Here is a 22,020-nt window from a genome sequence, read left to right as displayed (position 1 = left end):
TCTCCCGAGACGACGCCTGGATTAGTTTGCCAGGCTTACACTGTGGTGGTCTTGGCCCTCGCTTCCTGCAAAGGCTCCACACCGTTCAGCATGGATGGTGGCGCCTCGATGCGGCGCTTGGGAATGAGCGCCACGGCGCCGGCAGCGACTACGGCGATTCCTGCGAAAATGGCGAAGTTGTATTCGAAAGGCAATTTGGCGTTACCGATCCACCCTCCGATGAGCGGTCCGGAGATGGCACCAACCCGCGCGAAGCTCAACGCCCAGCCCGTCGCGGTTCCCCGGATGTTTGCCGGGTAGTAGTCGGCGATATACCCGGTCAGAATGAGGGAAGTGGAAATAGACCCGATACCGGCGAACGCGACAAAGATCAGGTTGACCAGCATGTTGTTGGGGAACATCAGCAGCAGGATGCCCAGGCCGCCAAGGACGTAGAACACGACAAGAATGAGTTTCTGCCCGTACTTGTCAGCAATACGCCCCAGCACCAGTCCGCCGATGGCGGAAGCGAGGCTGAAGACCAGCAGGAACGTCAGGGAAGAACCAAGGTCGTAGCCGGCCTGCTTCATGATTGACGGCAGCCACGTGTTCAGTCCGTAGACCAGAACCATGCCACAGAACAAAGAGATCCAGAAGAACACGGTCGAGCGCAGGTACTTGCGGGAGAACATAATGCTGATGTTCTTCCACCACGGGTCCGAATCTCCGACGCCTGCCCCGGACAACGGAACGGCCACGGGAGTGTAGTCGGCAATCTTCAACCGCGCCGCGAGAACCTTGGCCTCAGCCCGCCGGCCCTTGGATTCGAGATATTCCAGTGACTCCGGCAGCAGCTTCCAGATAATTGGCAGCAGCACAATCGGCGCAGCACCGAAAGCGATGACCCAGCGCCACCCGGCGGTGGGAAGGATAAACAACGCCACCAGCGCCGCGGCCACGATACCCAGCGAGTAGCCGGAGTACATGACCCCGTAGTTGAAGGATCTTTTCTTTGGCGCGGAGTACTCAATGGTTAAAGCTGCCGCGACAGGAATGATTCCGCCCATCCCCAGGCCACCGAGGAGGCGGAAAAGCCCGAATACCTCCGGTGTGGGCGCGAGGGCAGCGCCGGCCTGCGTCAGGGTAAAGATGACCATTGACGCAAGGATCATCTTTTTACGGCCGACGATGTCGCTTAGGGTGCCGATGAACAGCGCGCCGATCAGCATGCCCACCAGCGCGTAGGCACCGAGACCACCGAGCTCAAGCGGCGTCAGATCCCAGGCCTTATATTCCGCCAGCGCCGGAAGCACCGCTCCAAGGACGCCGACGTCGTAGCCCTCGGCCAGTATTGCGAGCCAACAACAGAACAGCACTGTTCCCGTGGTTCGTTGCGGCACTTTCCAATCGACAGCAGATGCATTAGCCATGTGGATCCTCAGTTCGTCAGGAGAAGAGAAAGCATAGGAGAAGAGAAAGCATAGGAGTAGGGAGAGCTTAGGAGATGGGAAAACGCACGTGCCGGCGGCACGCTCAGGGTGCAGGAACCACCTCCAGGGGTGCTGCTGCCGGTGTCCAGCGCAGGTGGGTGATCAACGTGTCGGAGCCTGGTTCCTGCAGGAGGGACAGCCGCGGGCGCACGGCGTCGGTGCGGGCGCTCGGGGGCTTACGCTTGCCGGCCGCGAACTGCGGAATCCACTGGGTTCCGGGACCTTGGTAGTCCTGCTCGACGGCGGCATGCAGCGTCCATTGCGGGTCGTACAGGTGGGTCCGGCCCAGGGCCACGAGGTCGGCGCGGCCGGCCAGCAGGACGGTGTTGACGTCGTCGTAGGTGGAAATGGCGCCGACGGCGATCACTGCGGCTCCGGCCGGGCCGGCAACTTCCTGGCGGATCCGGTCCGCGAAGGGGGTTTGGTAGCTGCGGCCAAAGGCCGGCTTCTCGTCCTTGGATACCTGTCCGGTGGAGACGTCAATGCCGGCGGCGCCGTGGTCCACGAAGGCCCGGGCGATCTGCACGGAATCGTCGGAATCGTTGCCTCCTTCGATCCAGTCCGTGGCGGAGATGCGCACTGTCAGCGGTTTCGCTGCCGGCCACGCTGCCCGGACTTCGTCAAATACCTCCAGCGGGAACCGCAGCCGGTTTTCCAGGGTGCCGCCATATTCATCCGTGCGCTGGTTGGAGATGGGGGAGAGGAAGGAGGAGAGCAGGTATCCGTGCGCGGCGTGAACCTCCAGGAGGTCGAACCCGGCGTGGTCCGCCCGGCGGGCAGCCTGGACGAATTCGGCGATAATGGAGTCCATTTCCTTGCGGTCGAGCTGCCGCGGAGTCTGGCTGCCCGGGCCGTACGGCAATGCTGAGGGGCCTGCGGCCTCCCAGTTTCCGGCCTCCAGTGGCTCGTCAATGCCTTCCCACATCAGTTTCGTGGACGCCTTGCGGCCTGCGTGGCCGAGCTGCGCCCCGATTTTGGCCGTGGATTTGCTGTGCACGAAATCCACAATGGTCTTCCAGCTTTCGCGCTGACCATCCGTGTACAGGCCCGAACACCCGGGAGTGATCCGTCCCTCGGCGGAGACGCAGACCATTTCCGTCATGACGAGCCCGGCGCCGCCCAGGGCCTTGGAGCCCAGGTGGACGAGGTGGAAGTTCCCCGGGTCGCCGTCGACGGCGGAGTACATGTCCATCGGTGAGACCACCACCCGGTTCTTCAGATCCAGCCCGCCGATCCGGTACGGCTGGAACATCGCCGGTGCCGTCTGTGTGAAACCCTGGGATGTGGCAAAGTTCCGGTCCACAGCTTCAGCGAAGTCCGGATCGCGCAGGCGCAGATTTTCCTGCGTGATACGCCGTGACCGGGTCAGCAGGTTGAAAGCGAACTGCGTCGCATTCTGCGCCCTGTACTGGCTGATCTGCTCGAACCATTCCAGCGACGCCTGGGCGGCGCGCTGGGTGGATTCGACGACGGGGCGCCGTTCTGCCTCATAGGCGGCCAGCGCCGTTTCGAGGTCTGCATGCTCGTGCAGGCAGGCGGCCAGGGCCAGCGAATCCTCCATCGCGAGCTTGGTGCCGGAACCGATGGAAAAGTGCGCGGTGTGGGCGGCGTCCCCGAGCAGCACGATATTTCCGTGCCGCCAGCTGCGGTTGCGTACGGTGGTGAAGTTCAACCACTTGGAGTTGTTGGCGAGCACCGAATGCCCGTCCAGCTCTGCGGCGAAGATGGTCCGGATCTTCTCAATGGCAGATTGGTCCGACTGGCCCGGGGCGAACGCGGTGCCGGCAGTTTCGCCGAAGCCGGCGGCATCCCAGACATCGGGGGACATTTCGACGATGAAGGTCGACCCCTGTTCGGAGAACGGGTAGCCGTGGATCTGCATCATCCCGAACTCCGTCTCCTTGACGAAGAATTTAAACGCCTCGAAGACCTGATCGGTGCCGAGCCACATGAATTTGTTCGGCCGAGGGTCCAGGCTGGGGCCGAAGGAATTGGCGTACGCTGCGCGGATCTGCGAGTTCACTCCGTCGGCGGCAAGGACCAGGTCATACTCTGCTTCCAGCTCATCGACCGGCGGGGCCATAGTGCTGAACCGCACGTCGACGCCGAGCTCGGCGCAGCGGTGCTGAAGCAGTTCCAGAAGCTCCTTGCGGCTCATCGCGGCGAACCCCTGCCCGCCAACGGTCACGGTTTCGCCGCGGAAGTGGATGTCGATGTCGGTCCAGCGGGCGAACCGTCGGCTCATGTAGTCAGCCACGACGGGGTCTGCATTGCCGATCCCGCCGAGCGTTTCGTCGGAAAAGACGACGCCGAAACCGAACGTGTCCGAGGCGGCGTTGCGCTCCCAGAGGGTTATCTCATGGGCGGAGTCCAGCTGCTTCATCAGGGCAGCGAAGTACAGGCCGCCCGGGCCGCCGCCAACGATTGCGATTCTCATGGGGAATTCCTTCTAGTCCTGTGCAGCGGCCGCAGCGGCCAACTGATCTGTGGTGGTTGACTTGGCGGTTGCGGGAACCGTTGTTGTTTCGGCTGCCGGGTCGGCAGTGAGGCTCTCGCGCAGTCGGAAGTGCTGGAGTTTGCCGCTCGGGTTCCGCGGCAGCTCAGCGACAAAGCGGATGTCCCGCGGGTATTTGTACGGGGCGATTGTCGCCTTGACGAAGTCCTGAATTTCCCGGCGTTTGGCCGCGTCGCCGGCGACGCCGTCGCGCAGCACGATGAATGCGCAGACAACGCTGCCGCGCTCGACATCCGGGCAGGCAATGACGGCGTTTTCTGTGACATCCGGGTGCTGATCGATGGCGGCTTCCACTTCCGGAGCGCCGATGTTGTAGCCGGAGGAGACGATCATATTGTCCGAGCGCGCCTGGTAAAAGAAGTAACCGTCTTCGTCCCGCAGAAACGTGTCACCGGTGATGTTCCAGCCATTGCTGACATAGTTCCCCTGCCGTTCGTCGTCCAGGTAACGGCAGCCGGTGGGTCCGATGATGGCAAGGCGCCCGACCTCATTCGGCCCCAGTTCCACGCCGTCCTCATCGAGGATCGTGGCACGGTAGCCTGGGACGGCCGTACCGGTGGCCCCGGGCCTGATGTCGTCGCCGGCGGCAGAGACAAACACATGGAGCATCTCCGTGGCGCCGATGCCATTAACCAGACGCACTCCGGTGGCATCGCGGACGGCCTCCCACGTCTCCTTGGGCAGATGCTCGCCTGCGGACACGGCGATGCGGAGCCGGCGCAGCAGTTCCGGGCGGCCCTCCTTCAGGATGGCACGGTAAGCGGTCGGCGCAGTGAAAAGTATCGTCGCACCGGCCGCGGCAGCGTGCTCGGCCAGTTCCACCGGGCCGGCCCGTTCGGTCAGCAGCGCGGAGGCACCGAAGCGCAGCGGGAAGACAACCAGTCCGCCGAGGCCAAACGTGAATGCCAGCGGAGGGGAACCGGCGAACACATCGTCGGCGGTGGGGCGGAGGATGTAGCGGGCAAAGGTGTCGGCGTTGGCCAGAATGTCCCGGTGAAAGTGCATGGTCACCTTGGGCACGCCCGTGGTGCCCGACGTCGGCCCGAGCAGGGCGACGTCGTCGGCCGCGGTTTCGACTGTGGCGAAGTTACCGGATTTGGCGGCGCAGCGGGCCGTAAGGTCGCCGTCGCCGGCCCCACCATACGCAACGACAGCAACAGTATTGCCGCTGTCGTTTGCCGCGATGATCATTTCATCCATGAAACGGTGGTCGGAAACCGCGACAACCGGGCGGGTCAGCCGGATCAGCGTTGCGACCTCCGTGGAGCGCAGCATCGGCATGGTGGTGACGACCACGGCGCCGGCCTTGAGTACGCCGAGCCAGGCGGCAACGATCCAGGGGTTATTGGGCCCACGCAGCAGTACCCGGTTTCCAGGGACCACACCGAAGTCCTCGGTGAGTACCTGGGCGACCTGGTTAGCGCGGAGCTGGAGCTCGCCGTAGGTCCAGGTCGGGCCATCGGGGGTATGCAGCGCGGGGCGGTCGGCGCCGTATTCTGCAACGGCGTCGTCGATCAGGACGGCCGCCGCGTTGAGCTTTACGGGGTACTGGAGCTCCGGGAGGGTGAACTCCAGTGTGGGCCAGGTTGAGGCCGGCGGCAGATGGTCCCGGGTAAAGGTGTCAACATGGGCCGATGCGGTCAATGTCATGGCCACTCCTTTCAACAATCTCTTAGCTACGGCTTGTGCGGGTACGGCGCGTGCGGGTACGGCGCGTGATGGTCGCGGGTTTGGTGGTCAGCGGTGTTAGGAGCCGGCGCGGATCATGCCCTCTTGGGCGGCGGTGGCGAGCAGCCGGCCCTGCCGGTCAAAGAAGCGGCCCAACGCCAGTCCTCTGCTGTTCTGTACGGATACAGCCTCTTGGGCGTAGAGCACCCAGTCATCGGCGCGGCCGTCCCGGTGGAACCACATCGAATGGTCCAGGCTGGCGGTGGAGAGGCCAGGGGAGGACCAGTGCAGATCGTTGACCCGCAGCAGCGGCTCAAGAATGGTGTAATCGCAGACGTAGGCCAAAGCTGTGCGGTGCAGATCGGCTGTGGCGTGTTTGTCAGCGGCGTCGGGCAGGCATTCGAAGGCCTTCACCCACACGGCTTGATGGGCCACTTTGCCGCCTTCAACCTCGATGTATACCGGGCCCGGGACGTGGCGCATGTCGAAACTTCGCCCCGCGGACCAGTATTCTGCGGCCGGCCCGTCAACGCCGGCCAGTACTTCGGCGGAGCTGCGCAGCGACTCGGGGTCCACTACCGCGGGCGGGATGGGCTGGTAGTTCCCGCCCTCCTCGGGGACATGGAAGGAGCCCATGGCTGCGAAAACGGCCTTGCCGCCCTGGTGGCCGCGGACGCTGCGGGTGGAGTATCCGCGGCCATCGCGCAGGCGTTCCACCTCGTAGCGCACGGTGGCACCGATATCAACGGGCCGCATGAAGTAGCTGTGCATCGAATGCAGGGTCCGGTCGGCGTCGACGGAACGCATCATGGCGGCCGCGGATTGGGCCACCATGTCGCCGCCGTAGGACTTGGGCCACGGAACGTACTGCGTGGTTGCCTCGTAGGCCTCGTCGCTGACCTGGGCCGGAACGGCGGTGAGCTCGATCGCCTTAAGGAATGTCTGCGACGTGCGAGTTGGGGCAGTCTGGGCTGCGGTATCCATCACCGGTCAGGCCCGGCGGTAGTCGGCGAGGATTTCGTCGGAGACGTCATCGAGGTTCACCACGATGTTTTCCGGTGTGCGCGTGGTCAGCCAGACGAGTTCCTCCGTGACCGACATATTGGCCTCGACGTGTGGCATGAACGGCGGGACGAACACCCAATCGCCGGTCTTCATATCCTGGAACTGCGCAAAATTCTCGCCGTAGTAGATGCGGCCATGACCCCGCAGCACATAGCCTCCGGTTTCCGCCTCGCCGTGGTGGTGCGGGAGGGAGCGGTAGCCCGGGACATTGGAAACCTGTCCGAACCAGATTTTGGTAGCGGGGGTGTGCTGGATACTCACCCCGGAGACGCGTACGCAGTCCCCGGACTGGGCCGTGTCGGTGTCCTCCTGGCCGGCCCGGGTCACAACCGGCACAACCTTGCCGTCGGCCCCGGCATAGCTGGAGTTGTCGCCCTCGGTAAGGATGCCGCTGTTGGTGTTGGTCATCGTTTTCACTCCTTGGTGCTGGTTGCGGTGACGGGCGTGCGGACGTCTGCGCCGCCGTCGTTCTGGTGGATCCGGATGGTGTTCTCCAGTCGGCCGATCCCGTCGATCTCGGTGCTGAGGACGTCGCCGTCCTTGAGGAAGCGCGGTGGCTTCATGCCCATGCCTACCCCGCCTGGCGTGCCGGTGAGGACCAGGTCGCCGGGGCGCAGCACCGTGAATTGGGAGATGTAGGACAGTAGCCTGGCGGGGCTGAAGACCAGCTTGTCCGTATGCCCCGACTGCACGAGCTCTGAGTTGACATAGCCACGGACGAGGAATCCGTCCCCGCTGCCGCTGCCGGCGCTGTCTTCGGCCACCATGACAGGCCCGACCGGTGTGCTGGCGTCGAAGGCCTTGCCCTGGAACCATTGCAGCGTGCGGTTCTGCCAGTCCCGCATGGACACGTCATTGGCGACCGTGTAGCCGGCGATCGCCTGCTGCGCCTGCGATTCGTCGGCACGGAACAACTGCATTCCGACCACGACGCCCAACTCGGCCTCCCAGTCCACGGATCCGCTGCCGTAGACGTCGATCGTGTCAGCCGCGCCGGTGAGGGTGTCGGCATATTTTGCGAAGAGGGTGGGAAACTCGGGCAGTTCGCGTCCCATCTCCAGGATGTGATCGCTGTAGTTCAGTCCGCAGCAGATGACCTTTCCGGCCCGCGGCAGCAGAGGCGCCAGCTCGACGGCGGCAGCATGGACCAGGCCGGTTCCCGATGCGGCGCCGGCAGCGGCCGCCACGGTAGTGCGCCACTGCGGATCGGAGAGGAGCGCGCCGACATCTGCCGCCGGCAGCGGAAGATAAGCGCCACCTTCCATGGCGAGCGCCGCCGTCGTCCTGTTACCGCCGGTGCGCAATGTTGCCAGTTTCATCCGTGCTGTTTCCCTTCGGGAGTTCATCACCTGATACGTGTGTCGACTTTCTTACGGTCGTCACATATGCTCAAGGTAGCACGGCAGAAGAGATCTGCACAGGTCTTTTGTCGAATCAGCAGAAGTCTTATCTTCAGGAGGAACAGCGTGAGCAACCTGACAGTCAACCCCGGGTCCCTGCCTAAGCCATCCGGCTATGCACACGGCATGCTCGCCGGAAATACCGTATATCTAGGCGGGCAGACCGCGCTGGATAAGGATATGAAGATCGTCCCAGGCGGCATCGTTGAGCAGTTCCAGCAGGCATTTTCCAATGTCCTTACGACCTTGCGGGAGGCCGGTGGGCAGCCGGCGGACCTGGTCAGCGTAACCATCTACCTCACCGACGTGGACGACTACATGGCGAACGGGCGCGAGATCGGGAAGCTTTGGCGCGACATGGCTGGCGTGGAGTACCCGGCCATGGCTGGGATCGGCGTCAGCCGGCTGTGGCAGAAGGAGGCCCTGATAGAAATCCAGGGCGTTGCGGTGATCCAGGACCGCTAGACGGTGTGCCAGTGCCGCTGTGCATCAGATCATGGGCATGGGCAGCAGCCAACGGGGCGATGAGCCGATGGGTGGAGAGGAACGCCTTCCGTGCCGCAGGACCCTGCCAGCCTTCCGGCAGTGACTCAAGGGGAAGGCTGGGATCACGGTAGGGAAATCGGCGCCACAGGGTCAACATCGGTATGTAATATCTGAAGGCTTCCCGGCGCAGTTCCGGGGTCGATGCCGCGAGTGCAGCGGCCGGATCCTCGCCCACCAGCGCGGACCACTGCTGGGTCGCGCTGCCGTAATGGAAAAGGAAGTCCTTAAACTGCTCGTCAAGAGCTGTCAGGTCCCACCACTGGGCAACTTTGGGCCGCATCGGGCCGTCCACCAGGTAGTCTCCCCGGAAGAAATCCACGAACTGGCTCAGTCCGCGGGCTTCAAGCCGTTTTTTAGTCTGGTCCAGAACCGCAGCAGGAGCGATCCATACGCCGGAGGCCACGGACCCGAATCCGAGGCCGGAAAGCTCGCCGCGCAACTGGTGCCTGCGGTTCCGCAGGGTTTCGGGTACCGAGAATATTGCCAGGACCCAGCCGTTCTCGGGATTGGCAGCCTCGGGAGCGAAGATCCGTTGGTCTCCTTCATGGAAGACGTCCATGACCTGCTCCGCCAGTTCGTACTTGGCCACCTTGTCCGTGCGGACGCTTTGGAGGACGCCCTTGGCTTTCAGCCTCGAGACGGACGAGCGCACGCCCGGCGCATCGTAGCCCAGGTCTTTAAGCATATCTATCAGTACGGACACCGGCAGGGCATCACCGTGATTGCGGCTGTAGAGACCGTAGATGGTGACGATGAGCTGCTGATGGCGGACCTGCGGGGAGGGGATGGTTATCAAGGGCCCGCGCTCTCCGGTGTGCCCTGTGATGCGCTCTCCGGTGTGTCCTCCGGGGTGCTCTCCGGTGTGCTCTCAACCGGGTGGACCGCTGCCCGGATATTTGCCGGCCATGGCTGGGCCGTTGCAGATCCGGCGGGTACGTGTGCCACCGTCACGGAGCCGAAGGCTGCGAGTCCGCCGTCGGATCCGGCACGGGCGTGGCCGTGTACCTGGAAACCATAGGTGATCGAGGTACGGCCGAGCCGCTGGATCTCCACCTTAGCGGTGACGCGTTGTCCGAACCACAGTTTGGACTTGTAGTTGACGATCTGCTGGACACGCGGGGCAATCGGAAAGTATTCGGGCAGCTTGAGGCCGCGGAAGAGCTCCGCTTCGGCGGCCTCGACCCAGCGCATAATGGCGGAATTGTGCTGGTGGCCGGAGGCGTCGGTATCCACCCATTCGACAGTGCGGTCGATGCTGGCCTGCCGATTCGGCGCGGCTTTGTCATCCATAGTGTCCCTTTCGACGGCATGATCTGCACCCATGCCTGCGGTCAGTATATCTTCGAAATGACGGCCGTCGGAAATTTGCCACAGTCACATTTGCTGTCACGGCCAGCAAATTGTCAGCGGAAATTCCTATTGAGCACTGGCGGGGACAGCATTGCCTTGCTAACCTGACGGGAGATACTCAAATTATAACGAACGTCACGATACCGGTATAAAGCGGCCGTTCCAAGCGGGTCCATCACGCGTAATGTCATTGAGGAGAATTCCATGTCCCAGCTCGGCAATCTGCTTGAATCCCTGTCTACCGGGAAGATTGAGCTCATCGATCTGACGACCAGCTTATCCGCGCAGACACCCGTGCTGCGGCTGCCCGAACCATTCGTTAATTTGATTGACTTCAGTTTGGAGCAGGTCAGTGCCTACAACGCGCCGGGCCCGTTGTGGAAACATCACAACATTCATACCGGTGAGCACATCGGAACCCATCTGGATGCACCGATCCATTGGTTCACCGGCAAGGACGGGCGCGATGTAGCGCAAATCCCACCGGAACGTCTGCTGGGACCGGCGGTCGTGCTTGATGTCAGCAGCGAATCCGCGCAGAACCCCAATTTTTTGTTGGAGATTGCCCATGTCACCGCCTGGGAAGAAGCACACGGACCTATCCCGCAGAACGCCTGGCTGTTGCTGCGCACCGGCTGGGACCGTTTCGCTCAGGACCAGGAGCAGTTTCTGAATGCGGATCAGAACGGCCCGCACACACCAGGTTTCAGCGCCGAGTGTGCCCAGTGGCTGGCCGAGCACACACCGATCTCCGGTGTGGGCGTGGAGACCGTGGGGATCGATGCAGGGAGCGCCGGCGGTATGGAACCGCCCTTCCCTGCGCACCACTATCTGCTGGGCCACGATAAGTACGGGGTCACGTCCTTGCAGAATTTGGACAAGCTGCCCCCTACCGGCGCCGTTATCGTGGTGGCACCTTTGCCGATTGTCGGCGGCACAGGCAGTCCGAGCCGCGTTTTCGCCTTGGTCGCGCACAATGACTGATGCCATGGGGGACTCTCCGGGTGCAGCCCGGATGAAGATAGCCGATTTGGTGGGACGGACACTAGCGCAGCTCGGTGCAGGACACGTTTTTGGCGTGGTCGGCAGCGGCAACTTTGCGGTCACCAATGCCCTGCGCGAGCATGGGGTACCGTTTACGGCGGCGCGCCACGAAGGCGGCGCTGCCACGATGGCGGACGCTTACGCCCGGATGTCCGGCCGGCTCGGCGTGGTCAGCGTCCACCAGGGATGCGGGCTGACGAACGCCACCACGGGAATAGGTGAGGCGGCGAAGAGCCGGACGCCCGTGCTGATTCTCGCGGCTGAAACCGCAGGCGCGGCCGTGAACTCCAATTTTGCGATGGACCAGGGCGCGCTGGCCCGCAGCGTTGGTGCCCAATCCCACCGGGTCCATTCGGCTGCCAGCGCTGTGGCTGATACCGTCCGCGCCTACCGGACAGCGATGAACGGCAGGCACACCGTGGTGCTGAACCTGCCGCTGGACGTACAGGGCCAAGCGGCACCGGCAGGCACGCCCGAATCCGTCGCGGCAGTGCCCGGGACGGCCAGGGTGCGCCCTGATCTGGATGCCACGCGGGCCTTGGCTGGACTTATCCGGCAGGCGCGGCGCCCGGTGTTTGTCGCCGGCCGCGGTGCCCGTGGCGCGGGGAAGGAGATACGGGAATTGGCTCTGCAGTCCGGCGCTCTGCTGGCTACTTCCGCGGTGGCTAAGGGTCTGTTCAATGGTGAGGACTTTTCTTTGGGGATCTCCGGGGGTTTTTCCTCACCGACGACGGCCGAGCTGATTACCTCGGCAGACCTGATCGTTGGCTTTGGCTGCACCCTGAACATGTGGACCATGCGGCAGGGCAAGCTGATCAGCTCCGGGACCAAAGTTGTTCAAGTTGATCTGGAGGATTGCGCACTCGGCGCCAACCGTCCTATTGACCTCGGGATCCTTGGCGACAGCGCAGAGACTGCACTGGCTGTTCTTGACGTGCTGCGTGAGCACGGTGGCCCGGAGCAGAAATACCGCACCGAGGAAATCCGCCGTCGAATTGCCCAGGAGTCACAGTGGCGGGATGTCCCCATCGAGGACTTTTCCACCGAAGAGCTGATCGACCCGCGGATTCTCAGCACGAGGCTTGATGAACTCCTTCCTGCTGAACGGATCGTCTGCGTGGATTCCGGCAACTTCATGGGCTACCCCAGCCAGTACCTCTCGGTCCCGGATGAATTCGGTTTCTGTTTCACCCAGTCCTTCCAGGCCATCGGGCTTGGCCTCTATACGGCCATCGGCGCCGCGATCGCCCAGCCCGGGCGGCTGCCGGTTCTCGGTACCGGCGACGGAGGGTTCCTGATGGGCATTGCAGAGCTGGAAACAGCAGTGCGCCTGTCCCTGCCGCTGGTCTGCCTGGTCTACAACGACGCCGCCTACGGAGCTGAGGTGCATCACTTCGCCGCCCCAGGCATTGATACTTCAACTGTGGAGTTCCCGGACACGGACATTGCCGCTATCGCCCGGGGCTTCGGGGCTACGGGGCTGACCGTCCGCGGCCTCGCTGACCTGGATGCCGTGACGGACTGGCTCGCATCCGATCCGACTGCCCCCTTGGTCATTGATGCCAAAATCGCATCCGACGGAGGTTCCTGGTGGCTTGCTGAAGCCTTTAAGGGTCACTGATTTAGTGCTACGGCTCTGCCACCCCGGCCGGAACGTTACGTTCGGTGCTACGGGTCAGCGCCGGCGGCGCTCGGGCGTCAGCCAGAAATTGCTGAAACCAGCATCGTCGGGATTCATGTTCGTCCCGGGCGGCACGATTTCGTCGATCCGGTCCAGGGTTGCTCCGTCAAGCTCGAGAGCAGCGGCCGCCAGTTGGGATTCAAGCTGTTCCATTGTCCGGGGCCCAATGATTGCGCTCGTGACTGCGGGGTGGCGCAGCACGAACGCGATGGCGAGGTGCACCAGCGGGATACCCAGTTCGTCGGCCAGTGCGCCCAACTTGTCCGCGGCTTCGAACTTGGCCGCGATCTTGGGGTTAGCCAGGTCGTAGCGACCAGGATCGCGAGCGCTGCGGTGGGTGGCCGGAAGGTCTTCTCCCTTGCGGAACTTACCACTGAGCCATCCGCCCGCCAGCGGACTCCAGACGAGCGTTCCCATCCCGTGCCGCTGCGTGGTGGGCAGCAGGTCGGCCTCGATGCCCCGAGTGAGCATGGAGTAGGGCGGCTGCTCCGTGACGAAGCGTGCCAGATGGTGCTCACGGGAGGTCCACTGCGCCTCGACGACCTGGGACGGCTGGAACGTGGACGAGCCGATGTAGCGCACCTTTCCCTGGCTGACCAGATCGGTGAGCGCGCCGAGGCTTTCCTCAATATCGGTGTGCTCATCCGGACGATGGATCTGGTACAGGTCGATGTAGTCGGTACCTAGCCGGCGCAGGGAATCTTCGACCGAGCGGATAATCCAGCGGCGGGAACCGCCGCGATAGTTAGGCCGCTGCTGCATACCGTTGAAAAACTTGGTGGCAAGGACGATGTCATCACGCTTGCCTGATTGGGCAATTGCCTTGCCGACGATCTCCTCCGACTCCCCGAACGAATAGATATCAGCGGTGTCAATGAAGTTGATGCCGGCGTCAAGGGCGCGATGGATAATGCGGATCGAGGCCTCGTGGTCCTTGTTGCCCCAATCGCCGAACATCATGGTCCCGAGGGCGAGGCGGCTGACCTCCATTCCCGTGCGTCCGAGGTAAGTGGTGGGCTGGGCTGAGCTCTGTTCCGGCATGTTTTTCACTCTACGCCTCTGGTCGGCGGACGGTTTCGCCACGCGGGCCGTAACCCCATGGGAAGGCGGCAGCCCGGTAGAATACATACTGCCTAACGGACCAAAGAGTCTAACCGACAACCGCCGGGCCCAACCCCTTCGATAGGACAGCATCAATGAGCCTGATCCGGCTGCAGGATATCAGCGTGCGGTTCGACAAGACCCAGATTCTGCGGGAGGCGTTTTTCCGCCTGGAACCGGGGGACCGCGTGGGGCTGATCGGTAAGAACGGCTCCGGCAAGTCGACCATTCTGAAGCTCGTTTTGGGCCAGGTGGCACCGGATGCCGGGACGGTGACGCTGGAGCTGGGCACCAAGGTGGGGTACTTCTCCCAATTTTCGGAGCTGAACGGCGAAGATACCATCGCTGAGGTGTTGGACGGATTGTTCGTCCACATTAAAGAAATTGAAGCCGAATTGGCGCAAATCGACGCGGCCATCTCCTCGGACTCAATCAGCAGCAAAGAACTTGACCGGCTGATCCGGCGCCAGGCGGAGCTGTTTGACCATATGGACCGCCTGGACGGCTGGGACTACCAACGCAACATTGACACCGTCCTGACCACACTCGGCTTCGATCAGGCGCATCGCATCTGCCCGATAGACAAGCTTTCCGGCGGTTGGCGTAACCGGGCGGCCCTGGCGAAGATTCTGTTGGAGGGCCCGGACGTCCTGCTCCTGGATGAGCCCACCAACTTCCTGGACGTGGCCGGCGTCGAATGGCTGGAAGCCTGGTTCCGGACCTTCAAGGGCGCGGCGATCGTCGTCTCGCATGACCGGAAGTTTTTGGACGCCGTCGTTACCCGGATTATCGAGGTGGAGAACTACCATCTGCATGAGTACCCGGGAAATTTCGGCGAGTATGTCATCGCCAAGCAGTTCCGGCTCAAGTCCTTGGAAAGCCAGTTTGTGCACGAATCGGAGCTGTTGGCATTCGAAGCGGAGGGAATCTCTGACCGACGGGAAGCCGCGAAGGCCGCCAGCAAGGGCTTGGGGAATCAGCTGGCGAAAATCAAGAAAGCCCGCGCGCCGCGCCCGGTAGACCAGATCATCACCGGGATTTATGCCGGCTTGCATATTAGGGACGTGCTGTGCCGGGTGGAGGGGCTCACCAAGGCCTATGGAGCGAAGACCCTGTTCAGCGGGCTCAGTTTTGAGATCCGCCGGGGCAACCGGATCGTGGTGCTCGGTGCCAACGGCAGCGGTAAGACCACGCTGCTGCGCGTCCTGACGGGAGAGGAGCAGGCGGACGCCGGCGAGGCAGTGTGGGCAAAGGGTGCCGGGCTCGTCTCCTACAACCAGGTGCTGGCGGAGCTCGACGACGACGACACGGTCAGCCATGCGGTCAATGCGCTGCCGGAAAGTCTGGCGCTGACCGCGACGAAGAAGTCGGTACACCGGTTCCTGGCGATGTTCCAGTTCTCCGAGGCGGACCTCAAGCAGCGGATCGGTAATTTGTCCGGCGGTCAGCGGGCGCGGGTGGCAATGGCGCAGTGCCTGCTTTCCGGAGCCTCGGTCCTGCTGCTGGATGAGCCCACCAACCACCTGGATCTGTCCAGCACGCAGGTGATGGAGCGGGCGCTGCTGCATTTTCCCGGCGCAGTGGTGGCGGTCAGCCACGACCGCTTCTTTACCGACAAAATTGCCAACCGGTACCTTGTTTTCGGTGCCGACGGCGCGGAAGCCGGGGAGATCGACGTACGGGCTGCCTGAATTCCGACGGCGCGCCGCGCATTGAGACGTGTCGCTTGGCAGGTGTAGCCTCATGCCATGACACCGCAGGAGCTGGCTAATCTGGTGCACTTGCGCCGGGCACGGGATTTGATTGACCGGGAGTTTGCCCGCCCGCTGGACGTCCCCACGATGGCCCGTCGGGCGCTGATGTCCCCGGCACATTTCTCCCGCCAATTCCGCGCCGCCTACGGCGAGACGCCTTACAGCTATCTGATGACCAGGCGGATCGAGCGGGCGATGGCGCTGCTGCGGACCGGTATGAGCGTGACCGAGGCGTGCATGGCCGTTGGCTGTACCTCGCTGGGTTCTTTCAGCTCGCGGTTTGCCGAAGTAACCGGTGAGCCGCCAAGCGCATACCGCCTGCGGGAGCATCACGCGGTGATGGCGATGCCCGGCTGCGTTGCCAAGGTGCGCACGCGCCCGCTGCGTGCCGTGGACAGAAACGAATCAGGCAGCAGCAAATCGAGCAGAATTGGAGAAGCGGCGCCGGCTGCCGCTGGCTAGTGTTAGGCGCATGACAATCTCTCTCCAGTTCTGCAATATAACCGTCAATGACGTGGACGAATCAATCTCCTTTTACCGGGACGCACTTGGCCTCGAGGTGCGTAACGACGTCGCTTCCGGTGGCTTCCGATGGGTGACTCTGGGCAGCTCCAGTCAGCCGGACGTGGAGATCGTGATCTCCCAACCGCATGCCGGCCGGTCCCAGGCCGATGGTGACTCCCTTCAGGAGCTGCTCACCAAGGGGGTGCTGCCGATGCTCATCTTCCGTACAGATGACTTGGACGCGGCCTTCGAGAAGGCTCAGGCGTCCGGAGCTGAGGTCATGCAGGAGCCCATTGCCCAGTCCTGGGGCCCGCGGGACTGCGCATTCCGCGACCCGTCGGGTAACACCGTTCGGATATCTCAGGCGCCGGCGGTATAACGGCTTTCCTGCTTCGCTCCTGCTTCACTCCTGCTTCACTCCTGCGGATGGCAAAGGATGTCATGGCCAAACTCATTTATTCGGGCATTACCTCACTCGACGGCTACACCGCTGACCGGGACGGCAACTTCGACTGGAGCATGCCGGACGAGGAGGTGCACACCTTCATCAACAACCTGGAACGCCCGATCGGCACGTACTTGTTGGGCCGAAAAATGTATCAGATCATGACGTTCTGGGAGGCTGTGCCGAATCTGCAGGACCAGCCGTTATTCGTCCAGGACTTTGCGGCGGTGTGGCGTGCGGCCGAAAAGGTGGTCTTCTCCACCACGCTCGGCGCAGTGTCCAGCGCCCGGACACGGATCGAGGCCAACTTTGACCCCGGAATGATCCGCCGCCTGAAAGCGAGGGCAGATGCTGATATTTCAGTCGGCGGTCCCGAACTTGCCGGCCATGCGATCCGTGCCGGCCTTGTGGATGAGTATCAGCGGTTTATCACGCCGTGGGTCGTAGGAGGCGGCACACGGTTTCTCCCGCGCGACGTGGCTCTGCGGCTTGAGCTGATCGACCAACACCGTTTCGCCAACGGTGTGGTCTACGTTCGCTACCGGACGCTGGAGGGATGATTCCCCATGAGCTGCCGTGCGGCATCTGAGCTGCCGTGCGGCATCCCGCTATGAAACCGGCGTGATCGGGTCCGCCGGGTTTTCCACCACAGGAGCCACCGACGGGACTGCCGTCGCGTCTGCTGCGAGGGCTTGACGACGACGATAGACCTGTACACCGATAGCCGCGGGGATTGCAGCTACGGCCGCCAGACGCATCCATGGCCGGTCGAACACCTGACCGGTTGCGGCATCAAGGGAAACACGGCCAGCGCCGCCGATGCTGAAGGAAGCGGCGGCGAGCCCGAGCACCGCGGGATATTCAAATCCGCCGTTTGTGGCGAAGAATCCGTTGGGGGCGTGGACGCTGGCGGCGACTCCCATGGTGATGGCCGCGACAGCACCCGCGGCAGGAGTCGCCAGGCCAACGGCGAGGGCAACACCTGCACCGGCTTCGCCTAGGCCGGCCAGCACAGCGCTGGGCGTGGCAGGGCGGAAGCCCATCGCATGCATCCCCTTGCTGGTGCCTTCAATGCCGCTGCCGCCGAACCAGCCGAAGAGTTTTTGGGACCCATGGGCAACAAGCACACCGCCCAAGGCGACGCGGAAGAGGGCTTGTGCGGCTGCGGCCGAAGGGCTGCTGGTCTGGGTGCTCATAAAACTTCTCCTGTTTGCTGGGGCCGTGCGTGCCCCAGCGGTACGCAAGAACCGGAGGATGCAGTGCCCAGTCTTTCAGAAAAACCTTTGTGCGGCGTGCAGCACTGACCAGAATGACGGCGGACTTCGGTTCTCCGGCTCGGCCTCTTCGCCACACGGCGGGTCTGTTCGGGGTGGCTCACTCTGGGTAGGTTGGTCCTATGGCAAGCGAAGCAGTCATTCTTCCCGTTGGTGGACCGCACGGCGAACGCGAGGTGCGGATCTCCAATCCGCAGCGGATTCTGTGGCCGGAGCCCGGTATTTCCAAGCTGGACCTGGCGAACTATGTAGTGGCGGTGGGAGAGGCGTTCGTTGCGGCGAACGGGGACAGGCCGGTGTCACTCCAGCGCTTTCCGGAAGGGATCGACGGGGAGCAGTTCTTTTCCAAGAACCCGCCCAAAGGCGCGCCGGAGTTTGTGCGCTCAGTGATGGTGATCTATCCCAGTGCCCGGTCCCATCCACAGTTAGTGATTGATGAACCCGCCGCGGCAGTGTGGGCGGTGCAGATGAATACCGTGGTGTTCCACCCGTGGGCCTCGCGCGCGGAGAATTCGAACAATCCGGACGAGCTGCGGATTGACTTGGATCCGCAGCCTGGCACTGACTTTGATGACGCGGTTCCCGTTGCCTTGGAGCTGAAATCCGTGTTGGCGGAAGCGGGGCTTACGGCGTATGTCAAAACCTCCGGAAACCGCGGATTGCACATCTTTGCACCGATCGAACCGGTCCACGAATTCCTTGAAGTACGCCACGCAGTGATCGCGGCGGCCCGGGAATTGGAGCGGCGGATGCCCGGGAAGGTGACAACGGCCTGGTGGAAAGAGGAGCGAGGGCAGCGGATTTTCGTTGATTTCAACCAGGCAAACCGCGACCGAACAATGGCCGGAGCGTACAGCCCGCGCGCGCTGGCGCATGCACCGGTCTCCTGCCCGCTGCAGTGGGACGAGCTGGAAACGGCCAATCCACGAAATTACACCATTGCCACGGTGCCGGCGAGACTCAAAAAGGCCGCAGACCCGTGGGCTGACATGCATGCCAATCCCGGCAGTATTGCAGACCTGCTCAGCTGGTGGGACCGGGATGTTGCGGCCGGCCTGGGGGAGCTGCCCTTTCCGCCGGACTATCCGAAAATGCCCGGGGAACCTCCACGGGTCCAGCCCAGCCGGGCCCGTAAGCCGGATGCGCCGGGCAAGGCCGGGGCAAAACTTTCCTAGACGAGCACCCGGTTCAGATCATAGGCAATGGGACGCTCCAACTGCTCAAAAGTGCACGAACGCGCCGCCCGGTCCGGACGCCAGCGGAAAAACTGCACGGTATGCCGGAACCGGGCGCCCTCCATCTGGTCGTAGCGCACCTCGGCCACCCGCTCTGGTCGGAGCCGAACATAGGAAACATCCTTGCTGCCGGAGAACCGGCTCCGGTCCGTTTCGCCCTTAACTATGGCGCCGTCGTCGTCCCGGAGGACTAACGGGGCGAGCTCGTCAATCAGCTCGAGCCGCCGGGCATCGCTGAACGCCGACGCGCCGCCCACGTTGCTAAGTTCGCCGTCGTCGTTGTAGAGCCCCAGCAGGAGCGAGCCGACGCCGCTGCCGCTCTTGTGGATCCGGTAGCCCAGAACCACGACGTCCGCCGTGCGGTGGTGCTTGGTTTTGAGCATCAGACGTTTGCCTGGGGCGTAGCCGGCGGTGAGGGGCTTGGCGACGACGCCGTCCAGCCCGGCGCCCTCGAAGTCGACCAGCCAGCGGCGCGCCAGCTCGACGTCCGTGGTGCTGCGGGTGAGATGGATCGGATCGCCCAGACTACCGGCCAGTGCCTCGAGGGCTGCACGGCGCTCGCCGAAGGGCGTCTGGAGGAGGCTGTCGGAGCCGTGGGCCAGGAGATCGAAGGCGATGAAGATTGCCGGAGTCTCCTCGGCGAGTTTATTCACCCGGCTGGCAGCGGGGTGAATGCGCTGTGACAGCGCTTCCCAGTCGAGGTGCTCCGCGCCGGGATTTCCGCGGCGCAGCACGATTTCGCCATCCAGCACGCACGGCTCCGGTAAGAGCCGCAGGAACGCCGCCGCCAGTTCGGGGAAGTAGCGGGTGAGCATCTTGGACCCGCGGCTGCCAATTTCCACGTTGCTGCCGTCGAAGTAGACGATTCCGCGGAAGCCATCCCATTTTGGCTCATAACTTAGGCCGCCAGGGACGCTGTCCGGCTCCGGGACCTCGGTGATCGCCTTTGCGAGCATGGGCTGAATGGGGGTGGCGGCGGATGGTTCCATAGTCCGATCTTGCCTTAGCAGGCGGGCGGAGGGTAGAGGTACTCCGCGATGTACTCCAGTTACCTAACGGTGAGTCCGGTCCGCGCCATGGCGTCCGCGTAGGCTACCCGCATTTCCTCGAGCCATTCGACCTGCTTGGTGGCAGAGCCACCGAAGGAGCGGCCGCTGAGGGAGCGGACCTTGTAGGTTTTGAGTCCGCGCCGCCAGATCAACGGGTTCTGGGTCTTCAACAGCAACCCGGCAAGCCGGTTGGCCTCGGTCCCATGGGCCACGATCGCCGATGCACGGGGGACTAGAGCCAGGAGCTTCAGCAGGGGCTTAAGGCCGGCAGAGATCTGATCGGGCGTCAGTTTTCCATTGGACTCACCGGGGGTAAACCAGGGGTGCACGTTCCAGGGCATGATGTATTCGGGTCGGAGGCCGATCTGCCACTGAACACCGAGCAGCCGCCCGGCTGCGTCGTCGTCGCCGGCGGTGATGAAGCCGGAATCGTGTGCCGAACCGATGTTGGAGTGCAGACTAAGGATCCGGCACTCGTCCACGTCATGGATCGGATCGACGTAGGAGACCTCGCTGCCAGGCTTGAGGTCCCGCAGGGAATCGCAGAGCTCGTTCACGGCGCCGATGTTGGGATCGTATCGACGGTTCAAGAGGTGGTCGTTCTGCGTTTCACTTGCCATGACTGTCATCCGGTGCTGTTTCTCCTACAAAGACGAGCTTGCGTGGTGCCGTGGGCGGGAAAGCCGCGGCGGGCACCTTCTGGGTGCTATATCGGTGCTGGTTCGAGCGCGGGAGCTGCGCGGCCGTACGGCCTGCATCTGTTACCTTCCGCGGCGGGCTCATTGTCCCGGCTGACTGTTTGCTCGATTTCCTCTATTCTACCAACTCCTTGGGGCTGCCGCGCACGCCCGCGGCTAAGGCGTTGGATCAGACGGTCTCAGTGGCCAGCTCGTGGTCCAGCCGCGGCAAACGTCCGAGCCACGCATTCTCACCCGGTTTGCCGATATTGACCACCATGATGGTTTTCCGACTGGTGCCGGCATGGAAGTCCGCATCAATGGCGTCGGTGTCGAAGCCGGCCATCGGCCCCGCGGCCAGACCCGCTGCCCGTACGGCCATGATGAAGTAGGCAGCCTGCATATGCCCGTTGTTGCCCGCCATGACGGTCCGGAGTGTCTCTTGATCGTCGAACATGGCCTTGCGCTCAGGGGCGTGCGGGAAGAAAGTCGGGAAGTGCTCGTGCCAGTCAGTATCCACGCTCAGGATGGCGACCATCGGTGCTGTCGAGGTTTTCGCGGCATTGTTGCCGGCCATGTAAGAAACCAGTCGGCTCCGGGCTTCCGCCGAACGCACCCAAGTGATCCGCAGGGGTTGGATGTTCATCGCCGTCGGGCCCATTTTGGTGAGCTCGTAGATGGCCCGCATCTGCTCGTCTGTCACCGGCTCGTCCGTGAAAGTGTTAGCCGTGCGCGCTTGAAGGAAGAGGGCATCGGCGGCGACGGTGTCCAGGATCAGTTCGGCGTGGACGTCTTCAGCGGAAAGATTGACGACGGCGGCAGTAGTGTCGATGCTCATGGGACGGCTTTCTGTAGGGGAGACAAATACTCTCTTCTTCGCAAGCGTCGTAACCCGCGTGGTCCTTCCCGCATTGGTGGTGTCATTTGTCACAGGAAGTAGCTGTCACATCCGCAGACGCTCAGGGTTCGTGGCCTAGGTCCTTGCTGGTTTAGGCGCCGGTGATGATGGTGCGGGCGAAGTTTTGGGCGTCTTTGAGGTTGTCGTGGTAGGTGTTGCGGATCCAGGGGTTCCCGGCGTAGCGGGCTGTCGTTTCTTCGCCCAAGGCGGTGCCAGCTCCGGTGTTTAGGCCGGTGGTGGTGTGGTGGTAGAAGCGTGGGCCCGGGTGTTGGCGGGCGTTGGGTCCGTATCTCAGGTAGGGGATCCCGTCGTCCATGGTGACTTCCAGGATCCCGGCGTGGACCA

22 protein-coding genes are annotated in these 22,020 nt (G+C 63.1%); 8 read left to right on the top strand and 14 right to left on the bottom strand.

Translation table 11 applies throughout. The features are described from left to right. Nucleotides 1–35 precede the first annotated feature (35 nt). The 6 genes from IV500_RS16670 to IV500_RS16645 all read right to left on the bottom strand — a co-directional run bounded on the left by IV500_RS16670 (nt 36) and on the right by IV500_RS16645 (nt 8,036). Nucleotides 36–1,409, bottom strand: a complete 1,374-nt coding sequence (locus IV500_RS16670) for an MFS transporter (RefSeq protein WP_196397945.1) — start codon at nt 1,407–1,409, stop codon at nt 36–38. 103 nt (nt 1,410–1,512) lie between these two features. Beyond that, a complete protein-coding gene (locus IV500_RS16665; RefSeq protein ID WP_196397944.1) occupies nt 1,513–3,906 on the bottom strand; it encodes a bifunctional salicylyl-CoA 5-hydroxylase/oxidoreductase in 2,394 nt (797 codons plus the stop codon). A gap of 12 nt (nt 3,907–3,918) precedes the next feature. Next, nucleotides 3,919–5,634, bottom strand: a complete 1,716-nt coding sequence (locus tag IV500_RS16660; RefSeq protein WP_196397943.1) for an AMP-binding protein — start codon at nt 5,632–5,634, stop codon at nt 3,919–3,921. Nucleotides 5,635–5,730: 96 nt separating this feature from the next. Beyond that, the gene (locus IV500_RS16655; protein WP_196397942.1) at nt 5,731–6,636 is read right to left on the bottom strand and encodes an acyl-CoA thioesterase; all 906 of its coding nucleotides are present in this window, start codon (nt 6,634–6,636) and stop codon (nt 5,731–5,733) included. A gap of 6 nt (nt 6,637–6,642) precedes the next feature. Then, nucleotides 6,643–7,125, bottom strand: a complete 483-nt coding sequence (locus tag IV500_RS16650) for a cupin domain-containing protein (protein ID WP_196397941.1) — start codon at nt 7,123–7,125, stop codon at nt 6,643–6,645. Between the two features lie 5 nt (nt 7,126–7,130). Continuing rightward, nucleotides 7,131–8,036, bottom strand: coding sequence for a fumarylacetoacetate hydrolase family protein (locus IV500_RS16645; protein WP_196397940.1), 906 nt, complete (start codon nt 8,034–8,036; stop codon nt 7,131–7,133). 147 nt (nt 8,037–8,183) lie between these two features. Here IV500_RS16645 and IV500_RS16640 point away from each other — a divergent pair, with 147 nt between their 5' ends. Next, nucleotides 8,184–8,582 (top strand): RidA family protein, encoded by a 399-nt coding sequence (locus IV500_RS16640; protein ID WP_196397939.1) that lies wholly within the window; start codon nt 8,184–8,186, stop codon nt 8,580–8,582. On the opposite strand, the gene IV500_RS16635 is transcribed toward IV500_RS16640, so the two are convergent. Together IV500_RS16635 and IV500_RS16630 are read right to left on the bottom strand one after the other, a co-directional pair. Continuing rightward, entirely contained in the window at nt 8,515–9,459 is a 945-nt protein-coding gene (locus IV500_RS16635) for a PaaX family transcriptional regulator (RefSeq protein WP_196397938.1), read from the bottom strand. The genes IV500_RS16640 and IV500_RS16635 overlap by 68 nt on opposite strands. Then, on the bottom strand, nt 9,456–9,986 hold the full coding sequence (locus IV500_RS16630) for an acyl-CoA thioesterase (RefSeq protein ID WP_230855088.1): 531 nt from the start codon (nt 9,984–9,986) through the stop codon (nt 9,456–9,458). Before IV500_RS16630 ends, IV500_RS16635 begins: the two co-directional genes overlap by 4 nt. 231 nt (nt 9,987–10,217) lie before the next feature. Here IV500_RS16630 and IV500_RS16625 point away from each other — a divergent pair, with 231 nt between their 5' ends. Continuing rightward, entirely contained in the window at nt 10,218–10,997 is a 780-nt protein-coding gene (locus tag IV500_RS16625) for a cyclase family protein (RefSeq protein WP_196397937.1), read from the top strand. A 4-nt stretch (nt 10,998–11,001) separates the two neighbouring features. Further along, the gene (locus tag IV500_RS16620; protein WP_230855087.1) at nt 11,002–12,678 is read left to right on the top strand and encodes a thiamine pyrophosphate-binding protein; all 1,677 of its coding nucleotides are present in this window, start codon (nt 11,002–11,004) and stop codon (nt 12,676–12,678) included. A gap of 54 nt (nt 12,679–12,732) precedes the next feature. Here the strand turns inward: IV500_RS16620 and IV500_RS16615 are convergent, their stop codons facing one another. Further along, nucleotides 12,733–13,779 carry an aldo/keto reductase gene (locus IV500_RS16615; protein ID WP_196397936.1) on the bottom strand — a complete coding sequence of 349 codons (1,047 nt, stop codon included), beginning with the start codon at nt 13,777–13,779 and terminating at the stop codon, nt 12,733–12,735. Between the two features lie 155 nt (nt 13,780–13,934). Between IV500_RS16615 and IV500_RS16610 the strand changes: the two genes are divergently transcribed. The 4 genes from IV500_RS16610 (at nt 13,935) to IV500_RS16595 (ending at nt 17,102) form a co-directional block, all read left to right on the top strand. Then, a complete protein-coding gene (locus IV500_RS16610) occupies nt 13,935–15,530 on the top strand; it encodes an ABC-F family ATP-binding cassette domain-containing protein (RefSeq protein WP_196397935.1) in 1,596 nt (531 codons plus the stop codon). A gap of 57 nt (nt 15,531–15,587) precedes the next feature. Beyond that, nucleotides 15,588–16,055: a helix-turn-helix transcriptional regulator gene (locus tag IV500_RS16605; RefSeq protein WP_196397934.1), complete on the top strand. Its 468-nt coding sequence runs from the start codon at nt 15,588–15,590 to the stop codon at nt 16,053–16,055. Between the two features lie 10 nt (nt 16,056–16,065). Further along, a complete protein-coding gene (locus IV500_RS16600; protein ID WP_196397933.1) occupies nt 16,066–16,476 on the top strand; it encodes a VOC family protein in 411 nt (136 codons plus the stop codon). A 62-nt stretch (nt 16,477–16,538) separates the two neighbouring features. Beyond that, complete coding sequence (locus tag IV500_RS16595) at nt 16,539–17,102, top strand: dihydrofolate reductase family protein (RefSeq protein WP_196397932.1); 564 nt, start codon at nt 16,539–16,541, stop codon at nt 17,100–17,102. 48 nt (nt 17,103–17,150) lie between these two features. On the opposite strand, the gene IV500_RS16590 is transcribed toward IV500_RS16595, so the two are convergent. Next, nucleotides 17,151–17,738 (bottom strand): DoxX family protein, encoded by a 588-nt coding sequence (locus tag IV500_RS16590; protein WP_196397931.1) that lies wholly within the window; start codon nt 17,736–17,738, stop codon nt 17,151–17,153. Nucleotides 17,739–17,938: 200 nt separating this feature from the next. Between IV500_RS16590 and ligD the strand changes: the two genes are divergently transcribed. Continuing rightward, nucleotides 17,939–18,991: a non-homologous end-joining DNA ligase gene (ligD, locus tag IV500_RS16585; protein WP_196397930.1), complete on the top strand. Its 1,053-nt coding sequence runs from the start codon at nt 17,939–17,941 to the stop codon at nt 18,989–18,991. Here the strand turns inward: ligD and IV500_RS16580 are convergent. From IV500_RS16580 to IV500_RS16565, 4 genes are all read right to left on the bottom strand, one after another. Next, entirely contained in the window at nt 18,988–20,040 is a 1,053-nt protein-coding gene (locus IV500_RS16580; RefSeq protein ID WP_196397929.1) for an ATP-dependent DNA ligase, read from the bottom strand. The two genes, ligD and IV500_RS16580, sit on opposite strands and share 4 nt — an antisense overlap. A 59-nt stretch (nt 20,041–20,099) precedes the next feature. Further along, nucleotides 20,100–20,729: a uracil-DNA glycosylase family protein gene (locus IV500_RS16575; protein ID WP_196397928.1), complete on the bottom strand. Its 630-nt coding sequence runs from the start codon at nt 20,727–20,729 to the stop codon at nt 20,100–20,102. Between the two features lie 238 nt (nt 20,730–20,967). Then, nucleotides 20,968–21,615 carry a malonic semialdehyde reductase gene (locus IV500_RS16570; RefSeq protein ID WP_196397927.1) on the bottom strand — a complete coding sequence of 216 codons (648 nt, stop codon included), beginning with the start codon at nt 21,613–21,615 and terminating at the stop codon, nt 20,968–20,970. Between the two features lie 151 nt (nt 21,616–21,766). Then, a partial coding sequence (locus IV500_RS16565) for a hypothetical protein (protein WP_196397926.1) occupies nt 21,767–22,020 on the bottom strand: 254 nt, incomplete at its 5' end.

It is taken from the genome of Arthrobacter terrae (assembly GCF_015708085.1).
Lineage (GTDB): Bacteria > Actinomycetota > Actinomycetes > Actinomycetales > Micrococcaceae > Arthrobacter_M > Arthrobacter_M terrae.
The sequence above is the reverse complement of the archived record's forward strand: the minus strand, read 5'-3'. Positions and strand labels throughout refer to the sequence as shown.